Source organism: Paenibacillus donghaensis (assembly GCF_002192415.1).
Taxonomy (GTDB): domain Bacteria; phylum Bacillota; class Bacilli; order Paenibacillales; family Paenibacillaceae; genus Paenibacillus_AQ; species Paenibacillus_AQ donghaensis.
Window position 1 is genome coordinate 2,296,311 of sequence record NZ_CP021780.1, and the last position, 22,193, is coordinate 2,318,503.

At 52.6% G+C, this 22,193-nt stretch carries 22 protein-coding genes and 1 pseudogene; 13 read left to right on the forward strand and 10 right to left on the reverse strand.

Annotation, left to right across the window (positions count from 1 at the left end; translation table 11 throughout):
* Positions 1-18: 18 nt before the first annotated feature.
* Entirely contained in the window at positions 19-618 is a 600-nt protein-coding gene (locus B9T62_RS09870) for a nitroreductase family protein (protein WP_087915099.1), read from the forward strand.
* Between the two features lie 70 nt (positions 619-688).
* Positions 689-883, forward strand: coding sequence for a DUF2188 domain-containing protein (locus B9T62_RS09875; protein ID WP_087915100.1), 195 nt, complete (start codon positions 689-691; stop codon positions 881-883).
* 60 nt (positions 884-943) lie between these two features.
* Here B9T62_RS09875 and B9T62_RS09880 read toward each other — a convergent pair whose 3' ends face one another.
* Positions 944-2,095: a peptidylprolyl isomerase gene (locus tag B9T62_RS09880; RefSeq protein ID WP_087915101.1), complete on the reverse strand. Its 1,152-nt coding sequence runs from the start codon at positions 2,093-2,095 to the stop codon at positions 944-946.
* Between the two features lie 208 nt (positions 2,096-2,303).
* The gene (locus B9T62_RS09885) at positions 2,304-2,642 is read right to left on the reverse strand and encodes a LytTR family transcriptional regulator DNA-binding domain-containing protein (RefSeq protein ID WP_087915102.1); all 339 of its coding nucleotides are present in this window, start codon (positions 2,640-2,642) and stop codon (positions 2,304-2,306) included.
* Positions 2,643-2,864: 222 nt separating this feature from the next.
* Here B9T62_RS09885 and B9T62_RS09890 point away from each other — a divergent pair, with 222 nt between their 5' ends.
* Complete coding sequence (locus tag B9T62_RS09890) at positions 2,865-3,971, forward strand: lactonase family protein (protein ID WP_087915103.1); 1,107 nt, start codon at positions 2,865-2,867, stop codon at positions 3,969-3,971.
* 71 nt (positions 3,972-4,042) lie between these two features.
* On the opposite strand, the gene hfq is transcribed toward B9T62_RS09890, so the two are convergent.
* Entirely contained in the window at positions 4,043-4,267 is a 225-nt protein-coding gene (gene hfq, locus B9T62_RS09895; protein WP_087915104.1) for an RNA chaperone Hfq, read from the reverse strand.
* A gap of 154 nt (positions 4,268-4,421) precedes the next feature.
* On the opposite strand from hfq, the gene B9T62_RS09900 reads away from it, so the two are divergent.
* Positions 4,422-5,045, forward strand: coding sequence for a phosphatase PAP2 family protein (locus B9T62_RS09900; protein WP_245864409.1), 624 nt, complete (start codon positions 4,422-4,424; stop codon positions 5,043-5,045).
* Positions 5,046-5,143: 98 nt separating this feature from the next.
* On the opposite strand, the gene B9T62_RS09905 is transcribed toward B9T62_RS09900, so the two are convergent.
* On the reverse strand, positions 5,144-5,650 hold the full coding sequence (locus B9T62_RS09905; protein WP_087915106.1) for a hypothetical protein: 507 nt from the start codon (positions 5,648-5,650) through the stop codon (positions 5,144-5,146).
* Between the two features lie 222 nt (positions 5,651-5,872).
* Between B9T62_RS09905 and B9T62_RS09910 the strand changes: the two genes are divergently transcribed.
* The 3 genes from B9T62_RS09910 to bcbE all read left to right on the forward strand — a co-directional run bounded on the left by B9T62_RS09910 (position 5,873) and on the right by bcbE (position 10,934).
* Positions 5,873-6,919: an FUSC family protein gene (locus B9T62_RS09910; protein WP_087915107.1), complete on the forward strand. Its 1,047-nt coding sequence runs from the start codon at positions 5,873-5,875 to the stop codon at positions 6,917-6,919.
* 215 nt (positions 6,920-7,134) lie between these two features.
* Positions 7,135-9,495, forward strand: coding sequence for an RNA polymerase recycling motor HelD (gene helD / locus B9T62_RS09915; protein ID WP_087915108.1), 2,361 nt, complete (start codon positions 7,135-7,137; stop codon positions 9,493-9,495).
* Between the two features lie 167 nt (positions 9,496-9,662).
* Complete coding sequence (bcbE, locus tag B9T62_RS09920) at positions 9,663-10,934, forward strand: bacillibactin exporter BcbE (RefSeq protein WP_087915109.1); 1,272 nt, start codon at positions 9,663-9,665, stop codon at positions 10,932-10,934.
* 11 nt (positions 10,935-10,945) lie between these two features.
* On the opposite strand, the gene B9T62_RS09925 is transcribed toward bcbE, so the two are convergent.
* The 3 genes from B9T62_RS09925 to fsa all read right to left on the reverse strand — a co-directional run bounded on the left by B9T62_RS09925 (position 10,946) and on the right by fsa (position 13,831).
* Positions 10,946-12,169 carry an MFS transporter gene (locus B9T62_RS09925; protein WP_087915110.1) on the reverse strand — a complete coding sequence of 408 codons (1,224 nt, stop codon included), beginning with the start codon at positions 12,167-12,169 and terminating at the stop codon, positions 10,946-10,948.
* Between the two features lie 6 nt (positions 12,170-12,175).
* On the reverse strand, positions 12,176-12,592 hold the full coding sequence (locus tag B9T62_RS09930; protein WP_087915111.1) for a MarR family winged helix-turn-helix transcriptional regulator: 417 nt from the start codon (positions 12,590-12,592) through the stop codon (positions 12,176-12,178).
* A 591-nt stretch (positions 12,593-13,183) separates the two neighbouring features.
* Positions 13,184-13,831 (reverse strand): fructose-6-phosphate aldolase, encoded by a 648-nt coding sequence (gene fsa / locus B9T62_RS09935; RefSeq protein ID WP_087915112.1) that lies wholly within the window; start codon positions 13,829-13,831, stop codon positions 13,184-13,186.
* Between the two features lie 288 nt (positions 13,832-14,119).
* Between fsa and B9T62_RS09940 the strand changes: the two genes are divergently transcribed.
* Positions 14,120-14,593 carry a GNAT family N-acetyltransferase gene (locus B9T62_RS09940; protein WP_087920208.1) on the forward strand — a complete coding sequence of 158 codons (474 nt, stop codon included), beginning with the start codon at positions 14,120-14,122 and terminating at the stop codon, positions 14,591-14,593.
* A gap of 15 nt (positions 14,594-14,608) precedes the next feature.
* Here B9T62_RS09940 and B9T62_RS09945 read toward each other — a convergent pair whose 3' ends face one another.
* Positions 14,609-14,806, reverse strand: a complete 198-nt coding sequence (locus tag B9T62_RS09945) for a hypothetical protein (RefSeq protein WP_087915113.1) — start codon at positions 14,804-14,806, stop codon at positions 14,609-14,611.
* Between the two features lie 75 nt (positions 14,807-14,881).
* On the opposite strand from B9T62_RS09945, the gene rpiA reads away from it, so the two are divergent.
* The 5 genes from rpiA to B9T62_RS09970 all read left to right on the forward strand — a co-directional run bounded on the left by rpiA (position 14,882) and on the right by B9T62_RS09970 (position 20,362).
* The gene (gene rpiA, locus B9T62_RS09950) at positions 14,882-15,568 is read left to right on the forward strand and encodes a ribose-5-phosphate isomerase RpiA (protein ID WP_087915114.1); all 687 of its coding nucleotides are present in this window, start codon (positions 14,882-14,884) and stop codon (positions 15,566-15,568) included.
* Complete coding sequence (locus tag B9T62_RS09955) at positions 15,525-16,079, forward strand: VanZ family protein (RefSeq protein ID WP_169834358.1); 555 nt, start codon at positions 15,525-15,527, stop codon at positions 16,077-16,079. Before rpiA ends, B9T62_RS09955 begins: the two co-directional genes overlap by 44 nt.
* 65 nt (positions 16,080-16,144) lie before the next feature.
* Positions 16,145-16,585 (forward strand): GNAT family N-acetyltransferase, encoded by a 441-nt coding sequence (locus B9T62_RS09960; RefSeq protein ID WP_087915116.1) that lies wholly within the window; start codon positions 16,145-16,147, stop codon positions 16,583-16,585.
* 169 nt (positions 16,586-16,754) lie between these two features.
* Entirely contained in the window at positions 16,755-17,207 is a 453-nt protein-coding gene (locus B9T62_RS09965) for a MarR family winged helix-turn-helix transcriptional regulator (RefSeq protein WP_245864410.1), read from the forward strand.
* Positions 17,204-20,362, forward strand: coding sequence for an MMPL family transporter (locus B9T62_RS09970; protein ID WP_087915118.1), 3,159 nt, complete (start codon positions 17,204-17,206; stop codon positions 20,360-20,362). The genes B9T62_RS09965 and B9T62_RS09970 overlap by 4 nt, the downstream gene beginning before the upstream one ends.
* Before the next feature lie 83 nt (positions 20,363-20,445).
* On the opposite strand, the pseudogene B9T62_RS41740 reads toward B9T62_RS09970, so the two are convergent.
* Together B9T62_RS41740 and B9T62_RS09980 are read right to left on the reverse strand one after the other, a co-directional pair.
* A pseudogene (locus tag B9T62_RS41740) lies at positions 20,446-20,643 on the reverse strand (DUF3885 domain-containing protein); the annotation flags it as partial.
* A 794-nt stretch (positions 20,644-21,437) separates the two neighbouring features.
* Entirely contained in the window at positions 21,438-22,109 is a 672-nt protein-coding gene (locus tag B9T62_RS09980; protein WP_087915120.1) for a tetratricopeptide repeat protein, read from the reverse strand.
* Positions 22,110-22,193: the final 84 nt, after the last annotated feature.

Consider the following 22,193-nt stretch of genomic DNA (forward strand, 5'->3'; position numbering starts at 1 on the left):
AATGGAGGTAGTCATATTATGTCTACAAATTTCTTTGAAGCGGTAAAAGGCAGACGTTCCGTGTATGCCATCAGTAAAGAATCTACAGTATCGGATGCAAAAATCCAGGAGATTGTGGAATTGGCCGTTCTACATAGCCCTACCTCATTTAACTCCCAAAGCTCAAGAGCCGTTGTGCTGCTGGGTGAGCAGCATGATAAACTGTGGGATATTACAGCGGATGCTTTGCGCAAAATTGTGCCAACCGAGCAATTCGAGGGCACTGCGCAGAAACTGGCTTCATTTAAGGCCGGATATGGCTCTGTATTGTACTTTGAAGATCAGACGGTAGTGAAATCTTTGCAGGAGAATTTCGCGCTCTATGCTGACAACTTCCCGGTGTGGGCTAACCAATCTTCCGGAATTCTGCAGTTTGTTGTGTGGACGGCGTTGGCTGAGGAAGGCATGGGCGCTTCGCTGCAGCATTACAATCCACTGATTGACGATGAAGTGAAGAAAGAGTGGGGGATTCCGCAGGAGTGGAAGCTGATCGCAGAGATGCCGTTCGGCAAGCCGGTTACTGCACCAGGCGAGAAGGAATTCCAGCCGATTGAAGACCGTGTGAAGATCCATAAATAAGTTAAGTTAGTGTTTAGAACCTCCTGAAGTGGGCTAAATAATATTTAGTCTGATCAAGGAGGTTTTTGTTATGCCCTGGGATAAGGACAACTATCCGGATTCAATGAAGAATTTCATGGCACCTGTTCGCAACAAGGCGATAGAAATAGCCAACGCCCTGCTGGATGACGGCTATGAAGAAGGACGCGCCATTGCTATTGCCACAGCACAGGCCAAGGAGTGGGGCGAGAACCACGACAAGCAGATCCGCAAGAAGGGCCATTGACAGAACAAATAAAAAGCAGGACAGGCGGGTTAGCGCTTGTCCTGCTTTTTATTTGTTATATTACTTTTTAGCTGGTTCAGCTGTAGCTGCCGGAGAGGCTGCTGGGGAAACCTCAGGTTTGTCGGTGTCCGTTAACGAGTTGGTAATCTTAGCTTTGCTTGTAGTTTCTTCCATCCAAGTAGCGGACATTTCGCTGACCTTCTTCTGGATCAGCAGCTTGCGGATTTCTTCTTTCTTCTCATCCAGAGTATAGCTGTGGGCATCCTTATGATCTGTCGCCTTAATAATGTGGTAGCCTTTTTCACTCTTAACTACGCCGCTTAAGTCTCCAGTCTTGAGCTTAAAGGCAGCATCGGAGAATTCCTGTACCATCATTGAACGGGTGAAGAAATCGAGGTCCCCGCCTTGGGCCGCTGAAACAGGGTCAATTGATTTCTCCTGGGCAAGGGCAGCGAAATCTGCGCCATCCTTCAGCTGTTTGAGAATGGCGTCGGCTTCAGCCTGGGTCTTAACCAGGATATGGGAAGCGCGAACTTGTTCCTCAACATTGTAAGTGGCTTTGTTCTCGTCGAAATATTTTTTGATATCCTCGTCCGTAATCTTGATCTGCGGCTCCAGAATCTTGCGTACTTTGATCTGCAGCGGCATTTGCTCTTTGAGGTCATCAAGGGTCATCGAGCTCTGGGTCAGTGCGGCATTCAAGGCTTCTTCGCCGCCGAATTGTGCGGTAAGATCCTTGATTTCAGCTTCGATGTCGGCATCGGTTACAGTAACCTTGGCCTTCTCGGCTTCCTGATCAACCAGACTGGTTGTAATCAGACCTTGCAGAGTACTCTCGCCGCCTGCTTCGAGCAATTTATCGTACAGCTGTTCTTTGGTTATATCGGTACCATTTACAGACGCAACGGTTGTTGCAGAATCAGTCTTCTGGAATGGCGGTTTAATCAATACAATGATAAGCACCACAGCGAGTGCCAGTGAAGTGATCATCCAGCCCTTGCCGCCTTTGCCTGGAGTTGATGGCGTTCCCGGTGGAGTTTGTCCTACTTTGTTCATCACGGGAACATTTGCGGCAGGCTTAGCCTTGATTAATTCCGGCGCTGCAGCGGAATCTGCAGGGGCAGGAGCTTTATTATTCTCGAAGGTGTTTGATTCCTCCGTCGTCCCATTGTCGTTCTGGTGTTCATTTTCGTTCAGATCTTTTTTGTCCATTATAAGTAATGACTCCCTTCAATATAGGTGTTGCCTCTCTTTCTACAACTTTACCAGAAAACAGATTCGTAAACCTTAAGAAAGTATAAAAAAGCACTTAATATTTTTAAGTTTTCATTAATCTAAAGAATCTCAAGCAAAAAGCCGGAAGAGCCATGGCGGACCATGTCTTTCCGGCTTTTTGTGAGGCAGCGGATTCGTGATCCGCCTAAGAACCCAGATTCTTCAGCATGTGGCGGATGTTGTCCTGCTTCCGTCTGGGAACTCGCACGTTCTTGGCGTACAAGCCCATTTGTCCGAAGTAGATGCAGTCGTCCTCTATGGAGCTGATCTTGTTCAGATTCACATAACAGCTGCCATAGACGTGATAATAACTTGAATGAGATAGCAGGCGGTTTAGTTGCTCGGCAGTCATTCTCTTTTTAATATTATAATTTCTGCCGTGAAAAATGACCTGGTCATGGTCTCCGACCTTAAAGAACAGAATGTCCGTTTCCACCTCGAAGTCCTCATATACGTTTCTGGCTTCCAGCAGGATGCTACTCATTCGTGTTCCCCCTTTGTTAAGGAATAAATTAATTGATGTTAGCGCTTTCATTATATCATACCGTTTTTGCTTTGAGAAGTCTTATTTTTGAAATGTTTTGTGACAATTGTTACGCTGCATTTGTCATAGGCCTTTAAAAACTGTAAATTATAAAGATGGCTGCAATTGCGGTACATAGAACTGAAACATAACTAACCATAACTGAAGGAGGAGTTCGAACACATGAACAGCCACAACAGACAATTGATATTCACAGGATCCTATGCAAGCACGGGGGAAAGCGGCGTAGAGGTATTCGAATTCAATGCGGAGGCGGGAGGCACCTTGCTGCGGCTGGACGGAGTGCAAGGATTAACCAATCCCACATTTCTGAATGTAGATGCCACTGCTTCACGACTATATGCCATCGCGGAGAAAAGCAACGGTGCAGGAGGGAAGGAAGGAGAGGTCGTTACCTTCAGGATTGATCCAAAGAGCGGCACGCTGGAGGAGCTGGGCCGGCTTACTACAATGCCTGCCGCCGGCACTGCGCAGACTACAACCTGTCATATTGCCAGAGATCCGCAGCGCCCTTTTGTAATTGTGTGCAGCTATCATGGAGGCAGTATTGGCCTGATCGAGCTGGATGAGGACAAGCTGGCGAGCCGCTTGACCGATGTTGCCCAGCACAGCGGCCATGGCAGTCATCCCGAGCGCCAGGACCGTCCGCACCCGCATTCAGCAGTGTTCAGCCCGGACGGCAATTATGTGTTTGTCTCAGATCTTGGCCTGGACCTGATTCGCTCCTACCGCATTAACGCCGAGGCCAAGACGCTGGAGGCGCATAAGGATACCAAGCTGCATGCGGGTGCAGGACCGCGCCACTTTGTGTTTCACCCGGACGGCCGTTCTGCTTATGTTATTAATGAAGTGGATTCCACTGTCACTTCGTTTACTTATGAACCGGAGACGGGTACACTGCACCCAGTAAGCACTGTCTCCACCCTGCCGGAGGATTTCATAGGCGAGAATATCTGTGCAGAAATCGCCCTGTCTCAGGATGGAAGCTATCTGTACGGCTCCAACCGCGGGCATGACAGTCTGGTTGTGTACAAGGTAGATAGTGCCACGGCAGAAATTAGCGTGATTGAGCATGTGCCGACCCGGGGCGGACACCCGCGCCATTTCGCGTTGACCGCTGACGGAGGGTATCTGATTGTGGCTAACCGCGATGCCAATAATCTGGTTGTGTTTACTGTAGACGCACAGAGCGGCCGGCTTGACTTCACAGGCAACACAGCAGAAGTGTCCAAGCCGGTATGTGTCAAGCCTGTGATCTTTCAGGGGTAGTACAACCCTTGTAGCAGAGAGACAAACAGGGAACACCGGAGTTGTTCCGGTGTTCCCTGTATGATCTGGAATTATGATTTGAGTGATACGGGCTTCAGCGGTACAATAGTGGATACCGCAGATTTGAACAGCACATTCTGCCGTCCGTCACCCTGGCCGTGCAAGGTAATGGTATACGCATCATAAGAGGTTACAAGCCCTTGCATTTTGACTCCGTTCGTAGTAAAGATCGTCACGGGTACTTTTGTTGAGATGAACTGGTTCAACAAACGCTCCTGCAATTTTAGACTTTCCACTTTGGCAGCACTCCATTTTTGTGAAATGAATTGATTTATTACTGATTATACCATGCGGATAAGCTCCGCCGGAAATGGGTTAAATAGCCTTCTATCAGACAAGGGGTTAGATATGCTCGACTATCTTAAGAGGTTCAAGAGTTTTCGCTTTTTCTTGGGATTTGGGGCTTGCTTCGTCTTCATTGCCGTGCTTGTCCAACTGGACCGGGCAGCTGCCTTCGATCTTGCGATAATCCATGCTGTCCAGTCTGCGGAATCTGCGCCGCTTACTTCACTGGCGAAGTCACTGTCTCTTGTAGGGTCCACCCAGCTTGCGATAGTTATTTCATTAGTGGTAATGGGACTGCTGTTCCTGCTGCTGAAGCACCGTGTGGAGATCGTGTTGTTCCTGTGGGTGGGACTAGGTTCGCAGGTGCTGAATACGCTGATGAAGCTCTGGTTCCGCCGGGAGCGTCCCGATCTTCACCGGATGATCGAACAGGCGGGCTTCAGCTTTCCCAGCGGGCATTCCATGGCTGCTTTCTCCCTGTACGGTGTGACTGCTTTTTTGTTGTGGCGCCATCTCAGGTCCAGGCGTGAACGGGTGGTGCTGATTCTGCTCGTGGTCTTCATGACCGGCGGCATTGGCTGGAGCCGGATTTATCTGGGGGTTCACTATCCAAGTGATGTGATCGGCGGGTATGCGGTAAGCGGGGCCTGGCTGATGTTGTCGATAACCTTGTTTCAGAAATACAGGGAGTCCAGAGAGAAGAAGAATCGCAACGGTAAGCGGATTTAATTACAGAGTGCAAACAAGCTACCTATCATATTTACAAAAAGAAGCGGATACCTGCCGCAGAAACGGCAGGTATCCGCTTTATGGAGTGGAAGAAGATTCTACGGCGTCTTCACGTGCTCGCCGCCCGGCCGGCCTTCCTGGAAACGGCCGATCTTGCCGATGTGCTGCTTGAGGATAAGCGGCAGATTGGACTTCAGCTTGGCGGCATCGGCTGCGCTCAGGCGGCCGTCGGCGACTGCCTGATCCAGCCTTGCGCCGGCAGCTTCGTTAAGCTTCTGGATGAACTGGTCCTCGTTCCAGCCTTTTTTCTCCTTGGCCAGCTCGGTTAGAGTCTTGCCGGCCTTCAGGCTGGTGACCAGCTCGGCCCGGTCCATCTCCAGCAGCCGGGCCGATTCGGCCAGGATGAAGTGTCCGCCTGCTCTGAATTTACCCTCTTTGTTCACTGCGTGAGGGTTATGAGGATGCTCCTGTCCGGCGCGGATTTGATCGGGGACCGGAGTGGGAGATCCCCCACCGGTGCCGGGCGCTGCGAGTACCGAGGCAGGGGAAAGGCTAAGCAGCATGGCAGCTGCCAGTGCTGTAATCGGGGTCAATTTGTTTCTCATTTTTGCACCTGCTTTGCAATGTAATGGGCATGCCAGTTTTCAGTATTCCCTGAAAACTACAATAATTATGAAACGCAGCTTAAGTTATGATAAATTCGCTGGCAGGAACGATGGGTAATAATGGTTGTATCACAATCTTAACTATCTGCATGATGGATGGCTATTAACCATAAGTTAGGGAATAGCATAGCTGATGCTCACATTTATTTAGGAGGGATGAATTTGGCTTTTGGTGCCCGTATTCTCAAAACCGGGTTGGCAGTAACACTAGCTCTTTATATGTCCGCGCTGCTGCAATTCTCTTCTCCCGTGGGTGCGGCGATTGCCGCTATTTTTGCAATGCAGCCCTCGATCTACCGTTCTTGGCGCTATTTCCTGGATCAGATTCAGACCAGCACCATTGGGGCCGTTCTGGCGCTGCTGGGAGGGATGCTGCTGTCCAATGAACCGATTGCCGTCGGTCTGGTTTGTATTTTGGTTATAATGATCAGTATGAAGATGAACCGGGGGGATACGATCGGCCTGACGCTGGTCACCGTTATTTCCGTAATGGAAGCCTCCGGCCAATGGGAATTCGCGCTGACCCGCTTCTTGCTGACTCTGACGGGGATTGTCTCCGCGTTTGTGATTAACATCAGTGTATTCCCACCACAGCCGCGCAAGCAGTATATCAAACAGATTGAGAATGTATTCTCCAGCCTGTCGCTGCTGTTGCGCACAGCGGTGTCGCATGAGATGAAGGAAAGTGTATTTCGTGACGAGAAGAACACGCTGGAAGGCTCCATCAAGTCACTGGCTGATAAATACAGCTTGTTCGAAGAGGAGCAGAAGCAGCTGCGTCGCGCCAAATACAGCCAAACCCGGCAAATGGTCGTTTACAAAAATTTATTGTCTTCGCTGCAGAAGGGCTATGAGGTGCTTGAGGCGATTGAGCGCCATTATTTCCAGGCGGAGAGGTCTGAAGGGACAGATCGGCTATTTGACCTCCATCTGGAGCAGCTGATTAAATCTCACGAGCATATTCTGCTGAAATTTGAAGATAAGCTGAAGCGGGGGGCCGCGGATACCCAGCCGCTGGAGGAGGATAACGACCGCTTCCTGGAAGCGGCCATCAACGGCTACAACCCGGAGAAGGCAGGCCAGCTGAGACTCTCGGTGGTGGCAGCGGCGATCTATGATTACGGCTATCAGTTGGAACGGCTGGACCGCGTAGCCGAACAGATCAACCGGGTTAATGGTGAGGATAAGGAAGAATCACAGGGATTATAACTGTATTTCGTGCAGCTATAATGGCGAAATTAGCTGCTTGAGAAGATATAAGTGTGTTTGGTACAGTTAAAAGAGGCCGTTTGGAGCTTCAGCAGCGTTTTGACGGATAATAGCTGTACGGATTACAGTTAAAGTCGTTCGGAGCCGATTTTCGCTGAAATAAATGTGCGAAGAATAAATACTGAAAGTCAACCTTCCAGAGGGGATGAATTAAAATGGATAATCAAAACAGCGAATGGGAAGCAGAGCAGGAACGGGTAAGCGGAGTAACTAGACTCCTCGCCGCCCATATTCAGCACCTCTCCCAGGAGCTTGGTCTCCACCGGAGTGATGTAGTTGATATGCGCAAGGACTTCTGGGAAGAGGTAACGGTCAATTTCAGCAGTCCCGACGATCTGGGCGAGACCTCGACCAGCTTGCGGCAGCAAGCCCAGATCCTGAATGAACGCGAACGGCATCATCTTCAATCCAGCAAAGCGCTCAAAAAATATAAAAAACTGGTTACCTCACCGTATTTCGGCAGAATTGACTTCACCGAACGGCCGGATGGAACTTCCGAGCAGATCTATCTGGGAATCGGCTCATTGATGGAGGATAACGGTACCTTCCTCATCTATGACTGGCGTGCTCCGATCTCTAGCCTCTATTATGACGGTGCTCCCGGACCGGCAGTGTATCAAACGCCGGGAGGCGAGGTGGCAGGCACGATGGATCTGAAACGCCAGTTTGTGATTCATGACGGAACGATCGAGGTGATGTTCGACACCGGCATGACCATCGGGGATGAGCTGCTGCAGCAGGTGCTAAGCCATAGTGCCGATGACCGGATGAAGAGCATCGTGGCCACAATCCAGAAGGAGCAGAATGCGATTATCCGCAATGACAGAACCCGCATGCTGGTGGTGCAGGGGGCGGCGGGCAGCGGCAAAACCTCCGCAGCACTGCAGCGGGTAGCTTATCTGCTGTATAAATACCGTGAAGTGCTGCAAGCCGACCAGATGCTGCTGTTCTCGCCGAATCCGCTGTTCAACAGTTATGTATCGACCGTGCTCCCGGAGCTGGGGGAGGAGAATATGCAGCAGACTACCTTCCAGATGTATCTGGAGCACCGCCTCGGCAGTGAGTTCCAGCTGGAGGATGTGTTCAATCAGACGGAGAAGCTGCTGAATGCTCCGGATAGTTCCGAAGCTTCCGTGCGCAGAGACGGGATAGCCTACAAATCCTCTGTGGTGTTCTTGGATGTAATCCGTACATTTGCGACTACGCTGGAGAACAGCGGAATGCGCTTTAAGCCGCTGACCTTCCAGGGGAGAGCGATCGTAACCAAAGAAGAAATGCAGCAGCAGTTCTACAGCTATGATCCGGCGATCAAGCTGGCTAACCGGGTGGAACTGATGACAGGCTGGCTGCTCAAGCGGATTGCTGCGTTCAGTGTAGAGGAGCGGAGTGCGGCTTGGGTGGAGGATCAGATCGAGCTGCTGGATTCGAGCGACTATCACCGGGCATACCAGATGCTGCGGCGCAAGAGCGGCGGGAGGCAGGAGAGCTTTGACGATTTCGAGCTGGAAAAAGAAATGCTGGCCCGCTATCTGATCAGCCAGAGGCTGAAACCGCTGCGGGTGTGGACCAAGCGGGGGCGCTTCGTGGATGTGAAGGGCCTGTACAGCAGTCTGTTCGAAGGCCGTGAATACATCGAGAGCTTAAGCGGCGGCAAGCCGCTTCCGGCGAGCTGGGAGAATATCTGCGGTCAAACCCTGGAATCCTTATCTGTGAATGAACTGGCATATGAGGATGCCACTCCATTCTTATATCTGAAAGAACTGAGTCAGGGCTTCCGCACCAATACGCTGATCCGCCATGTCATTGTGGATGAGGTGCAGGATTATTCCCCCTTCCAGCTGGAGTTCATGCGGCGGCTGTTCCCGCGGGCCAAAATGACTGTGCTGGGTGACTTGAACCAGGCCATCTATGCCCAGGGCGAGGTGCTGGGCGATCTGGCAGGGCTGGTCAGTGTGTACGGGGAGGAGAATACGGAAGTGATCTCCTTGACGCGGAGCTACCGTTCCACCTATGAGATCGTGGAATTTACCCGTGCTATGATACCAGGCGGCGAGAAGATAGTACCGTTTAACCGGCGTGGAGAGGAGCCCCAGCTGAGTAGGGTCTCCAGTGAGGCTGAGCTGCTGGATTCGGTAGAACAGGATATCCGCAAGCTGCAGGATCTGGGTTATCATTATGTGGCTGTCATCTGCAAGACTGCGGAGGAGAGCGCACATGTACACGCTGAGCTGAAGGGAAGGCTGCCAGTAAGGCTGGTCACCAAGGATACACCGAACTTCCAAAAGGGTGCGCTGGTGCTTCCAGCGTATCTGGCCAAAGGCGTGGAGTTTGACGCAGTCATTATCTATGATGGGTCGGCAGAGCGTTACGGCCGCGAGAGTGAGCGCAAGCTGTTCTATACGGCTTGCACCCGGGCCATGCATCTGCTGCATATTTACAGCTTGGGCCAGCCCAGCGCCTTTTTGCCTGAACGCGTTCTGCAAGCAGCAGGCAACGAATCGGTAGCTGTACAATAAAACCGCCATTGATTTTTTATCAAAATAGATGCGCAGGAAGCTTCAACCACCTTTCAAAGGTGGTTTTTTGCTGTGTCAGACGTTAGTACTATTTCGCAGTATACATAAATCAGTCAGAACAAACCACAATAGAAAGAGCTCTGATTATGTTTAAAGGTGGTTCGACGATGAAGGACAAGAAGTGGGACCTGCTGGCGCTTGCCTCCATCCCGCTGATAATGACGCTGAGCAACTCCATGCTGCTGCCCATTCTACCGCAAATTTCACGGGAGCTGGGCATTTCTGCTTTTCAAGTGAGTATGCTGATTACTGTATATGGCCTAATGGCAATTGTGATGATTCCGGTAGCCGGCTATCTGTCCGACCGTTTCGGACGGAAGAAGATCATATTGCCAAGCCTGATTATTGCCGCTGCGGGCGGGGCTGTCTGTGTGGCTGCCGCCTGGTTCATGAACGGAGTGGACGCATATTGGGTTATTCTGGGCGGACGCCTGCTGCAAGGAATCGGAGCGGCGGGAGCTTTTCCCATTGTGCTTCCATTCGTGGGCGACTTGTTCAGCGATGAACGCGAGGTCAGCCGAAGTCTGGGCATTATTGAAACCTCCAACACCTTCGGCAAGGTATTGAGTCCGATTCTGGGGGCGTATTTGGGACTGCTGCTATGGTATGCGCCTTTTATTGCGATTCCGGTGCTGTGCCTTATTTCATTTGGGCTGGTGCTGTTTCTGGTTAAGAAGCCGAAGCGCCAGGAAGAAGCCGAACCGCAGGGGATCAAGGAGTTTATGGGCGGGATTGTCCGCATTTTGCATGAAAAAGGACGCTGGTTATATGCCATCTTCGCGATTGGCGGCATCTGCATGTTTGTCACCTTTGGTGTCCAGTTCTATTTGTCGGAGATTCTGGAGTCGAAATATGAGATGCATGGGGCGAGGAAGGGGTTTGTGCTGGCGATTCCATTGGCTCTGCTCTGTCTGGCCTCCTATGGAACCGGCAAGATTATGGGCCAGAACAAGGCCCGGATGAAATGGCTGGGCTTCAGCGGAATGGTGCTGGTGACCGGAGCGATGCTGGCGGCAGGATTTCATGAGGGAATCTTTTATGGGGTTGCTTGCATGGCGGCAGGTGGTATCGGCATTGGAGTAGCTCTGCCTTGCATGGATGCTTTGATTACAGAGGGGATAGAAAAAGAAAACAGCGGCACCATCACCTCGCTGTACAGCAGCATGCGCTTCATAGGGGTGTCGCTGGGACCTCCTGCAGTATCGCTGCTGCTGCCGCGAGGGCATGGGTTGCTGTTCGGCACGATGGCCGCCGCAGGGGCGGTCGGCGGGCTGCTGACTTTGTTCGCGGTGACGCCGGGCAAAGGAGAGAAGGAGCAGCCGGACCCTGCCGAAGCCGGCAAGTCCGACAAGCAGTTTCGCCCGCAGCGCGCCCGCTGACCTTGGCGGGCTTACTCTGCTGCGGGCTGGCCCGGCGGCAGCAGATGACCGGTGCCGCCGGAGCGGCGGCGCTGCCAGAGTAACGCCGCCGCATACAGAACGAGCAGCAGGGCGGGAGCCAGCGCGGAGTACCTGTACATGGCCGCGTAGCTGGTGAACAAGGCAATGGAGCCCAGCAGCATGGAGCCGGCGGCCACGCCGAGATCCAGCGAGTTGAGGTACATTCCGTTGGCCAGCCCCCGCTGGCGTGGCGGAACGGCCTGGATCATCCAGGTCTGCAGCGAAGGCTGCATGGAGCCGAAGCCAATGCCGTAACAGAGCGCTGCCGGGAACAAGGCAGTGGTGGATGAGGCGTAGGAGAGCAGGAACAGGCCAGCGATAATAAACAGACTGCCCGGGATCAGCAGGGCGGCCGGCCCGAAACGGTCATAGATCCGGCCTGAGATGGGGCGGATAAATACTACGGCAACAGCGTTGAACAGGAAGAAATAGGCCACATGCGTCAGGCCTGCTTCCAGCCCGTATAACGCGAGGAATCCAAGCAGTCCGCCGTACGAAACGGACAGCAGGAAGTTCAGCAGGCAAGGCAGGGCGAGCTTGCGCAGGTGCCCGGTGCCGGATGGCCCATCCTCTACTATGGCAGCCGGCTCTACATGCCGCGCAGGCAGCTTGGAGGTTAGTCTGTAGGTCAGCGGCACGATCAGGGCGATCACGGCCAGCGTGCATAGCAGCAAAGAGCCGAAGCCGGGACCCTGGAGCAGGCTGAGGCCAATCAGCGGTCCGGCAGACATCGCCAGGCTGGTGGATAAGCCGAAATAGCCCATGCCCTCGCCCATCCGGCGGACCGGAATCACATCCGAAGCCATCGTGGGAAAGGCGGTGCTGGCCATACCGAAGCCAATGCCGAACAGCATCCGCAGCAGCAGCAGAGACAGCATGCTGCCTGCCCAGTAGTAGCCGCCGACAGCTGTCAGGCTGAGGGCCAGGCCAAGGTAGAGCAGCAGGTTCCGGCCGCCCTTCTCCATGGCTTTGGCCGAGAATAGCCGTGCGGCGATTGCACTTAAGGCGAACAAGCCGGTGACCAGGCTGATCTGGAAGGAGGTGGCCTGCAGCGACTGCTTGGCATAGGCGGGCAGAGTGGATAAGGTCATCTGCAGTCCGATAAACAGCAGCAGATTGCATAGGGTTAGCATAAGAAAGGATTTGGTCCATAATCGTTCGGTTGCAGTATTCATGTAAACTCAGTTCTCCTGTTCGTGATCCATATTTCCGGTATTGTCGTGGATAAGCTCCAGCATGGCGCGCAGCTCCTCCAGCCGTGAAGCCGAGAGGCCGGCAACGGCGGCATTGAAGTTCTGTTGCTCCAGCGGCAGCGTCTCCACCAGGAGTTGCTTGCCGGCAGCCGTTGCATTCAGCAGAAAAGCACGCCGGTCGGAAGGGCTGACTGACTTCTCCAGGAAGCCTTTCTTCAGCAGCAAGTCAACAATCCGCGCCGTGGTTGGCTGATCCTTGGCTGCTGCTGCAGCCACCTCCTTCTGGTTGATGCCTTCGCGTCCGGCTACCAGGAACAGCACAGACCACTGCTCCGGGGTAATACCGTAAGGCTTCAGGGCACGGGCAAATAGAGTGCTTATTCTGCGGTAGGCAGAGCCAAGCATGAAGCCGAGAAATTGCTGGGGGAAGACAAGGACATATCAGACATCCCTTTCCTATATACTTGTTATGACAATTATAATTATAACAACTAATTTCGTCAACCCGCCAGCTACAGGTTAGGTCTGAAGCGAGGTCAGCGCAATTAGATATGAAAGTGGTTACTGCTTAGGCCGCCGTATGATGAGAATATCGAAGATTGAACTTCGTAGTGGTTTGCTAAGTCCAAGCCCTTGAATTAGTTGCAAAAGTGCATCTAATTTTCCGTTTTTTTTCGTTTTGGAGCAAATAGTTGCAAATAAGCACTTAATTCCGGCGTTTGAGCGTTGAAGACTGGTTTTACTCGAAATTAGTTGTAATATTGCACTTAATCGCCTCCTGACAGAGGCTTCAGCTGGAATTAGTTGCACTTTCGCATCTATTTGCGTTGAACGTTCCAGAGTAACATTCTAAATCCTCGCTGAGGCCTAACTAACCGAATTTCAACTAAATCGGCGGATTGGACTTAAGAAACTAACCACTTGTAACCTCCCATAAGCGCACAAAAAAGCCGCCAGCTGAAACAATCTCAGCTGACGGCTTGGGTAATATCGATATTAGGCTTGGGGAACAGATTCCCAGTCTTTCAGGAAACGTTCAATGCCGCTGTCTGTCAGCGGGTGCTTCCAGAGCGATGGCAGCAATGAGCCCGGGATGGTGGCAATATGCGCACCGGCAATGGCAGCCTGCTCTACATGAGCGATATTGCGAATGCTGGCAGCGATAATTTCCGATTTCAGGCCGTAGTTGGTCAGGATCGTCTTCAGATCCTTGATCAGCTTCATGCCGTCTACGCCGATATCATCGAGACGACCGATGAATGGGCTGATATAAGTTGCTCCGGCTTTGGCGGCCATCAGGCCCTGTGCCGCGGAGAAGACGAGCGTTACGTTGGTTTTGATGCCTTTTTTGGTCAGTTCGTAGCAAGCTTCAAGACCGTCTTCAGTCATAGGCAGCTTGATTACGACGTTCGGAGCCCACTCGGCAATTTCATAAGCTTCCTTAAGCATGTCCTCGGCTTTCAGGCCAATAACTTCCGCGCTGACAGGTCCGGGTACAATCGCTACGATTTCCTTGATTACATCCTTGAACAATCGGCCTTCTTTAGCAATCAGCGAAGGATTTGTAGTAACGCCATCCACGAGTCCCAGTCGGGTTATACGTTTGATTTCCTCAATGTTACCGGTATCCAAGAAAAATTTCATTACAGTGTATCCTCCCTTGATTTCCATATGGATTGACAAGCGGCATATCTAATTACATTATGAGACATGGCTGATGAAGTTTCAACTGTTAATATGAATATTTCAAAATAACTTTATAGAATGATGAGCGCTTACAGGGTCTGCAAAAAAACTTCCGTTTCCGCCAGTATGCCCGTCATGATAATATATTAACGTTGCCGCTGCTGTCAGCGGCGCGGATGCTGGAGCTGATCTTAATCTCCGGGACGTTGCAATTTCAAGCTGACAAGAGAACGGAGAGTGCAATCTGTGAACGAAGTGGAATTTATAGTTGTAGAGCCGGAGCATGCGGAGCTGAGAGCATTGATAAACCGTCTGGATGACGAGCTGCATGCCCGTTATCCGCACGAAACGATATATAAGGTGGACTTCACTGATCCGAAGGTCAGGGAGATGACTTTTATCGTGGCTTATCTGGACGGGCAAGCGGTAGGCTGCGGGGGACTGCGGCCGCTGGACTCCATTGGCTATGAGGGGGCTATGGAGCTTAAGCGCTTCTATGTAGACGGCCGATGCCGCAAGCTGAGGATCGCCACCCGAATGCTGGTCTTCCTGGAGCAGCAGGCCTCCGCCGCCGGATACAGGGAACTGCGGCTGGAGACCGGAATCAAGCAGCCCGAAGCGATCGGACTGTATATGAAGCATGGCTACCGTCCAATTGAGTTGTATGGGCCTTATATCGGGGACCCGGATAGCCTCTGCTACGGTAAGCAGCTGGCCTAATCTGTACAAGCTGCCTTACACGTGATATTTGCCTGCAGGTGCGTTCAGCACCCATTCCAGCATCATGAGCATGTCTTCCACCCGCTGCAATTGGGCTTGCAGATGATCACGCTGCGGAAGATTGGCGTTGGTTTCGGCCCTTCTGGCTTCCAGGGATCTGCGCTGCAGCGTCAACTCGTTGATTTTGGATTGAATCTGATTCTCGGTTCTCATTATGGGAATCCTCCTGAATGTGTAGTATAGGCAATGATAGTATTAATTATAACGGATAACATGGGGGTATGGACAATGGGTGTTAATGTGAAGCAGCTGGCTGCAGAAAAAGCGGTAGAGTACGTGATGGACGGGATGAAGGTAGGCCTTGGCACAGGCTCAACTGCGTACTGGGCTATTGCGAAGCTGGGCGAACGCGTGCGTGAAGGGCTGCAGGTCACTTGTGTAGCCACCTCGCGTGCTTCCGAAGAGCAAGCCCGCGGGCTGGGCATTCCGCTGGTCGGCTTCGGAGAGATTGGCAGTCTTGATCTGACGATTGACGGTGCGGATGAGCTGGACGGCAAGCTGCAGCTGATTAAGGGCGGGGGCGGGGCATTGCTGCGCGAGAAGATTGTGGCCGCCAACAGCACGCGGATGATTGTAGTTGCCGATGAGAGCAAGGCTGTACACACACTGGGCAAATTCCCTTTGCCGGTAGAGATTGTTCCCTTCGCCTGGGAATGGACAGTTGCCGAGCTGGCCAAGCTGGGCGGTGTGCCGCAGCTTCGACGCAGTGGTGAAGAACTGTACCTTACTGACAATGGCAATTACATAGCGGACTGCCATTTCGAAGTCATAACCTCCGCGCCGGAGCTGGCACTTGCCCTGCAGGCGATCCCTGGGGTCGTGGAGCATGGTCTGTTCATCGGAATTGCTTCCCTGGCGATTATTGGCAGAAATGACGGCACGATTGACATCCTTGAAGGTGAGAGTCATCGCTAATAAGCGCAGCAGCCCAAGGAAACCGCCTGCCCGCGGCAGGAAGCCGGCCTCTCCCGGCAAGAAGCAAGCGGCCAGAGGAAGGAAACCGGCAGCGCGCCGGACCTCGCATCCTTGGGCGAGCCTTATGCTGGTCGTGTACACCGCACTGGTGGTTTACTGGATGTTTATCGGTTTTGGCCGGGAGGCGCGTGCGGGGGGTCCGCTTCAGTACAATCTTGTCCCGCTGCGAACGATTCAGCTCTATCTGAACCCGGATAACGGGGTGCCGGTTATGATACGGATGATTAACCTGCTCGGAAATGTGGCGGTATTTATTCCTTTTGGATATCTGCTGCCCTTCGTGAAGCCATCTTATCGTTCGTTTACAGGAATGCTGTTTAGCAGTGCATTATGTATAGCTGTACTGGAATGTATGCAGATGGTGCTGCATGTCGGTAGCCTGGATATTGACGATTTATTGCTGAATGTGCTAGGCGTAGGCATAGGATACTGCCTGTATAAACTGAAATAAGGCTTAGGATGCAGAAAGTCAGTCTGCGGTATATTAATCTGGAAGAATGAGGGGAGAATTCATAGATGCTGATCGATTTGAAGCCGCTGCTGGATACGGCTGAAGTGAAAGAACTGCTGGCTTATGCCGTTCTGGCTGAGCCGGAGGCCATGGCAGACGCACAATTGGAGTATGGCAGTACACCGGCTTTGCAGTTGGGCGGCTGGGAAGAAGAAGACCTGCTGGTAGGCCTGGTGGGCTTTGAGGAGACGGAGGACGGATCGCTGGATATTCGCCATATTGCCGTCCTGCCGGAGAACCGGGGCAAGGGGTACGCCCGCGGAATGCTTCTGGAGCTGCTGGCTTCCCGCCAGCCCCGCTATGTGCTGGCTGAGACCGAGGACGAGATCGCGGCTGATTTCTACCGTGCGCTTGGATTCATGGTCTACAGTCTGGGCGAGAATGCCGCCGGGATTGAAATGTTTCGCTGTGTATATGAGGTGGAAGAAGCCGAGGATGAAGACTGAGCCGAATCAGACATGCCGGCTGTTCATATAATAGCTATATCCTGCAATATATAAGCAGGCCAGGAGTAGTTTTCTTGGCCTGTTTTGCTGTTGACTTTTACATAAAAATCCAATATAGTTTTACAGTGAAACTATTTCACACATGAACTATTATTTGGAGGTCGGAGTTTTGAGTAAAGATGTTGAACACTACATCAACCGTTATTTGGATGCCTATCTGCTGGTAACGAAACGGATTAACGCGCAGATCAGGGACAGCATTGCTTCTGAGCTGACCAATGACCAGTATCTGATCCTGCGGCTGATCAACGGGCAGGAGTTATGTACTTCAACCTATCTGGCTGAATCTTCCGCCGTTGGCAAAAGCTCGATTACAGCCATCATCAACCGTCTGGTGGAAGCTGGCATGATTGAGCGCAACCGTGACGAGCAGGATCGCAGGCAAGTGTACCTGTCGATGACGGACTATGGCAGAACGGCCTTTGATGCGGCAGAGAAGCAGGTTCAGGAGGTTGTCTCCCCGTATTTGCTTTATTTTGATGAGAAGGATATTGAGAAGTTCATCATGATGTTTGAGCAGCTTGGCCAATTAATGCAGGAAACGGGAGGGAAAAACAGTTGAATACGATTATCAAAGCAAAATGGGGCGTGATCGTCCTCTGGCTGGCGGCGGCTGTGGTGCTGTTTCTGACAGCTCCGTCCATGTCTGATCTGGTGCGTGAGAAAGGGCAGATCTCGGTGCCGGACGGGTACTCTTCCTCCAGAGCCGCAGAAATTATGCAGGAGGTTTCGGATACCAAAGGCGGGGAAACACTGCATCAGGTGGCACTGGTCTTCAATAAGCCGGATGGGCTGGGAGACGATGACAAGGCAAACATCCAGAAGGGCATTGAGCAGCTGGCTGCCAATAAGGAGTCGCTTCATATGGATTCGATTACCGAACCCTTCTCTCTGCCTGAGCTTGCGGATACGCTGATCGCCAAAGATGGCAAGACCATTATGACCGCCTTGTCCATCAAGGGCGACGAGCAGGCTGTCACCGAGCTGCCGGCCAAAGTGGATGCGCTCCTGCAGGATGTGGGCGTGGATCATTATTTGACCAGTGAAGTCCTGATTACCGAAGACACGATCTCAAGCTCCGAAGCGGGGCTGAAGAAATCGGAATATATTACCGTGGTCTTTATTCTGCTAATTCTTTTTATTGTGTTCCGCTCGCTGGTGGCACCGTTTGTGCCGCTGCTGACTGTCGGCTTGAGTTATATCGTCTCGCAATCGGTAGTTGCTTTTCTGGTGGACCGGTTTGATTTCCCGTTGTCTACCTTCACGCAGATCTTCATGGTCGCCGTGCTGTTCGGGATCGGGACGGATTATTGCATCCTGCTGATCAGCCGCTTCAAGGAGGAGCTGTCAACCTCTGACGATACTCAAAGTGCGATTGTCGCAACCTACCGCAAGGCTGGAGGCACAGTGTTCTATTCCGGGCTGGCTGTTTTTGTCGGGTTCGTGGCCATCGGCTTCTCCAACTTCGGACTGTATCGTTCAGCGGTCGCGGTGGCCGTTGGGATTGCGGTGATGCTGCTGGCGCTGGTGACAGTCGTGCCGTTTTTTATGGCGGTCTTGGGCAAAAAACTCTTCTGGCCTTCACGCGGCAAGCTTGAGCACAGCGAAAGCCGGATCTGGGGCGCTGCAGGCTCATTCTCCCTAAAGAGACCCTGGGCGGCGCTGCTGATCGTGGCCGTTATCGTTATTCCGTTCCTGTTCACTTACAGCGGCAAGCTGTCTTTTAACAACATGGACGAAATCGGTCCGGATTACGCTTCGGTTAGAGGCTTCAACATCATCTCCGAGAGCTTCGGACCCGGTGAATCGATGCCGGGCAAGATTGTAATCAAGAATGACGACCGGATGGATAATGCCGAATACATGGGTCTGGCTGAGAAAATCAGCCGTGAGCTGGCTAAGGTGGAAGGGGTCAAATCGGTGCGCGGCTTGTCCCGGCCAACGGGTGAGTTGATTAACGATTTCCTCATTCCGACTCAGGTGGGAACCTTGTCGGAAGGCCTGGTCAAGACCGGAGACGGACTGACCCAAATCCAGAATGGCTTGTCTGAAGCCAGCCAGCAGCTGAGCGACAATGCTCCGAAGCTGACAGAAGCCGTAGCAGGCAGCGCAGAGCTGACCCAAGGCACAGCTATGCTGAAGGAAGGCATTGTCGCCCTTGGTGATGGCTTGTCGCGGATTGAGGACGGCATCAGAAGCGGTTCTGCCGGAGCGGGCGATATCAAGGCAGGTCTCAGCCAGGCGGTGGCAAGTGCGCACCAGCTGGCAGATGCCAACAAACAGCTGCTCGCGGGCTATAAGAAGATCGGCGGCGGCCTGAGCCAGCTGGATGGCGGGCTTGGACAGCTGCAGAAGCAGCTGTCGGGCGTGGCCGGTGCGCTGACCGGCCTGCGGGCGTCGTTCAGCGGTCTGGAGAGCAGCTATCCTGAGCTTCAGCAGGATGTGAACTACCAGACCATCAAGGGCACCGTGACCCAGAGCGGTGAAGGCGCCGCGAAGCTGGCGGCCGGGCTGGGTCAGATTACCGAGCAGCTGAAAGGCGCGGCTGCGGGCTTGAACGAAGCCAATGCCGGCTATGCCAAGGCTTCGGCGGGGCAAACGGCCCTGGCGGGCGGGCTGGATCAGCTGGTGGCCGGCATCGGCAAGCTGCAGGCCGGCCTGAACCAGGCGGCTGAAGGGCAAGGGCAGATCGTCGGTCAGATTCCGAAGATCACCACCGGTCTTAGTGAGCTGCAGGGCGGACAGCAGCAGCTGGCCGACGGCTTCGGCCAGCTGACCGGACAGATCGGAGAGCTGACGAGCGGGCTGCAGAGCAGCGCGGACGGCCTGAAACAGATTACCGGCGGACTGGACTCTGCGCAGCAGTTTCTGACTCAGATCCAGGACGCCAAGGATGAGGAGCTGAGCGGCTTCCTGGTACCGGCAGAAGCGCTGGAAACAGAAGGCATCCAGCAGGTGTTCGACAATTACCTGTCGGCTGACCGCAAGGTAATGACACTCGATGTAGTATTCGCCGAGAATCCTTACAGTGCGGAAGCCATTGACAGTATGGACGAAATCCAGGCAGCGCTGGACCGTGCAGTCAATGGGACCCCGCTGGAGAATGCCGAGACGGCGATCAGCGGTGTGACCAGCACCTTCAGCGATCTGCAGCAGATCTCAAATAGGGATTACTCCAGAACCGTGGTGCTGATGCTGAGCGGTATCTTCATTATTCTTGTGGTGCTGCTGCGTTCGATCGTGATGCCGCTGTATTTGATCGCCTCGCTGCTGATCACTTACTTTACGTCTTTGGGTGTGACCGAAGCGATCTTTGTGCATCTGCTTAATTATTCAGGCATCACCTGGACGACGCCGTTCTTCAGCTTTGTAATGCTGGTGGCGCTGGGCGTCGATTACAGCATCTTCCTGATGGCACGCTTTAACGAGAACAAGTCCTGGGATGTGCGTGAAGCAATCCTGCATGCGATGCGCAATATGGGTACAGTTATTCTGTCGGCCGTTGTTATACTGGGCGGGACGTTTGCTTCCATGTTCCCGTCCGGCGTACTGTCGATGATGCAGATTGCCACCGTTGTGCTTGTGGGATTGGCGCTGTATGCGCTGGTGTTCCTGCCGTTTTTTGTACCGGTTATGGTACGGATGTTCGGCCGGGCCAACTGGTGGCCGTTCTCCGGCAGTGCCAGTGACAGCAAGCGGGACAGCCTGGATATGTAACTGATGATTGATCTTGAAATCGAAACAGCGGCAGCCATGGACGAGTGAATAGTCCTTGGCTGCCGCTGTTCTATAAAAATATCATCATCGCTATATTGTGTTTCTTTGAACAATTTGGTTGAACGGTAATGAACTTGTTTATTGTACTCCTCATCAGTAACAGAGGGATTAGGGTTTCCTATTTCAAACCGTATGCCCATGTCAGCATTATAAAATAAAGGAGAGGCTACCTCTATTTCCTTTTCTGGAATACGTTGAACTATCCTGCCCGTTAACTTAATGCTGCTGCAAGTCTATAACTTTATCTTTCGTAGGCAGCTTGAATGCCAAACAAAGAAGCCAGTCTCCGTTATGGGGGCTGGCTTCTTTACGCGCGTATGTTGCTGTGGAACAGAAGGGAGCAAATAGATGCGAAAGTGGTTACTACTTAGAGCCCCCCTTGTGTTCCTTGTGTTCCTCGTCCGAGCCTGTCCTACCACACGGCGCGACAAGGAGGCTAAGCATAACCAAAGGAAGGCTGTCGCCGGTAACCAGCGATTAACTTTCAGACTATTAACGGACTCAGGAGCCCCTATTTGCTGTAAAAAGGCTGTTTTGCAGCTCTAACGGACTCAGGAGCCCCTATTCAAGCCAAAACCCACTAGGTAAGGCCTGTTTATCCGATATAGAGGCTATGCGGTCCGTTACATTCCAAACCAGCGCAGAAATGAGGAAACAGGAGCTATACGGTCCGTTAGGACGTAGGTTACCTGAAGTTCGGGTGGGGGAGGGTTTGGATTACGGTAGAGCGATCCCCTAACCTTCGCAAGCAACCTTCTATATCCTCGCAGGGTCCTGAGTAGTAACCGAAAGTGCAACTAATTTCAGTCGAATCATGTGCCAGCGGGCGATTAAGTGCGAAAGTGCAACTAATTTCGAGTAAATCGGGCGTTTTACGCTGAGCAGCCCCAATTAGATGCTTATTCGCATCTATTTCCTCTAAAACGGAAAAAATCCGCTAATTAGATGCACAATTGCAACTAATCAATGGTTCGAGCGCCCGTTGCAGAATGTACTTGCTGGTCAGCGGGCAGAACTAGCGAAGCTTCGCGAAGAAGCTTCGCAGTGCCCAGCGGCGTTCCTGGCGTTTCTTGTAGCCCGGCAAGGTGCGGTAGACGGCTGTTGATTCTGCGAATGCCTGCTTGGCCTCTTCAGTTCGGCCCAGCGCCTTGTACATAGAGCCGGCCAGGTAATAGGCTTCGCTGGAAGAGGATTGAATCTCCTGAAACTGGCTGACATAATGCAGCGCCTTATCCTGATCGGTTCTGCGGAAGGCTTCGGCAAGACGCAGATAGGGCTGGCCGTATTGCGCCCGGCGGTTGATCTCAAGTCCCTTCAGCATTTGCGCTTCCCCCAGCTCGGTGCTGCCCAACATCAGATGGACGTGTCCCAGCTCTACCCAATATTCGGCTGACTGTGCGTAACGGTCCTCAATGCTCTGCAGCAGCGGCTGGGCTTCACTGTAGCGCTTGCGGTCTGCCAGCAGCCGGGCTAGTTCAAACTTAGAGGATACGTCGTTAGGATTGAGCGAGATCACCGTGCGAAGCTTGGAGATTTGACGCATTCTGCGGAACGGCTTGGTAATGCTGGGGAAGACTCCGATGAAGCTGCGGTCCAGCACATAAAAAATCACCAGCAGGATCAGCAGCGCGATCAGCGGATTGCCCACCAGGCGGAATAAGGCGAATATTCCAAGTAGCTTTAACATAATTTCCCTCCATTATGTAGATGGTGCTCATCTACAATACTATAATAGAAGCTTGAAAGAATTGTAAAGAAGCACATATCCATA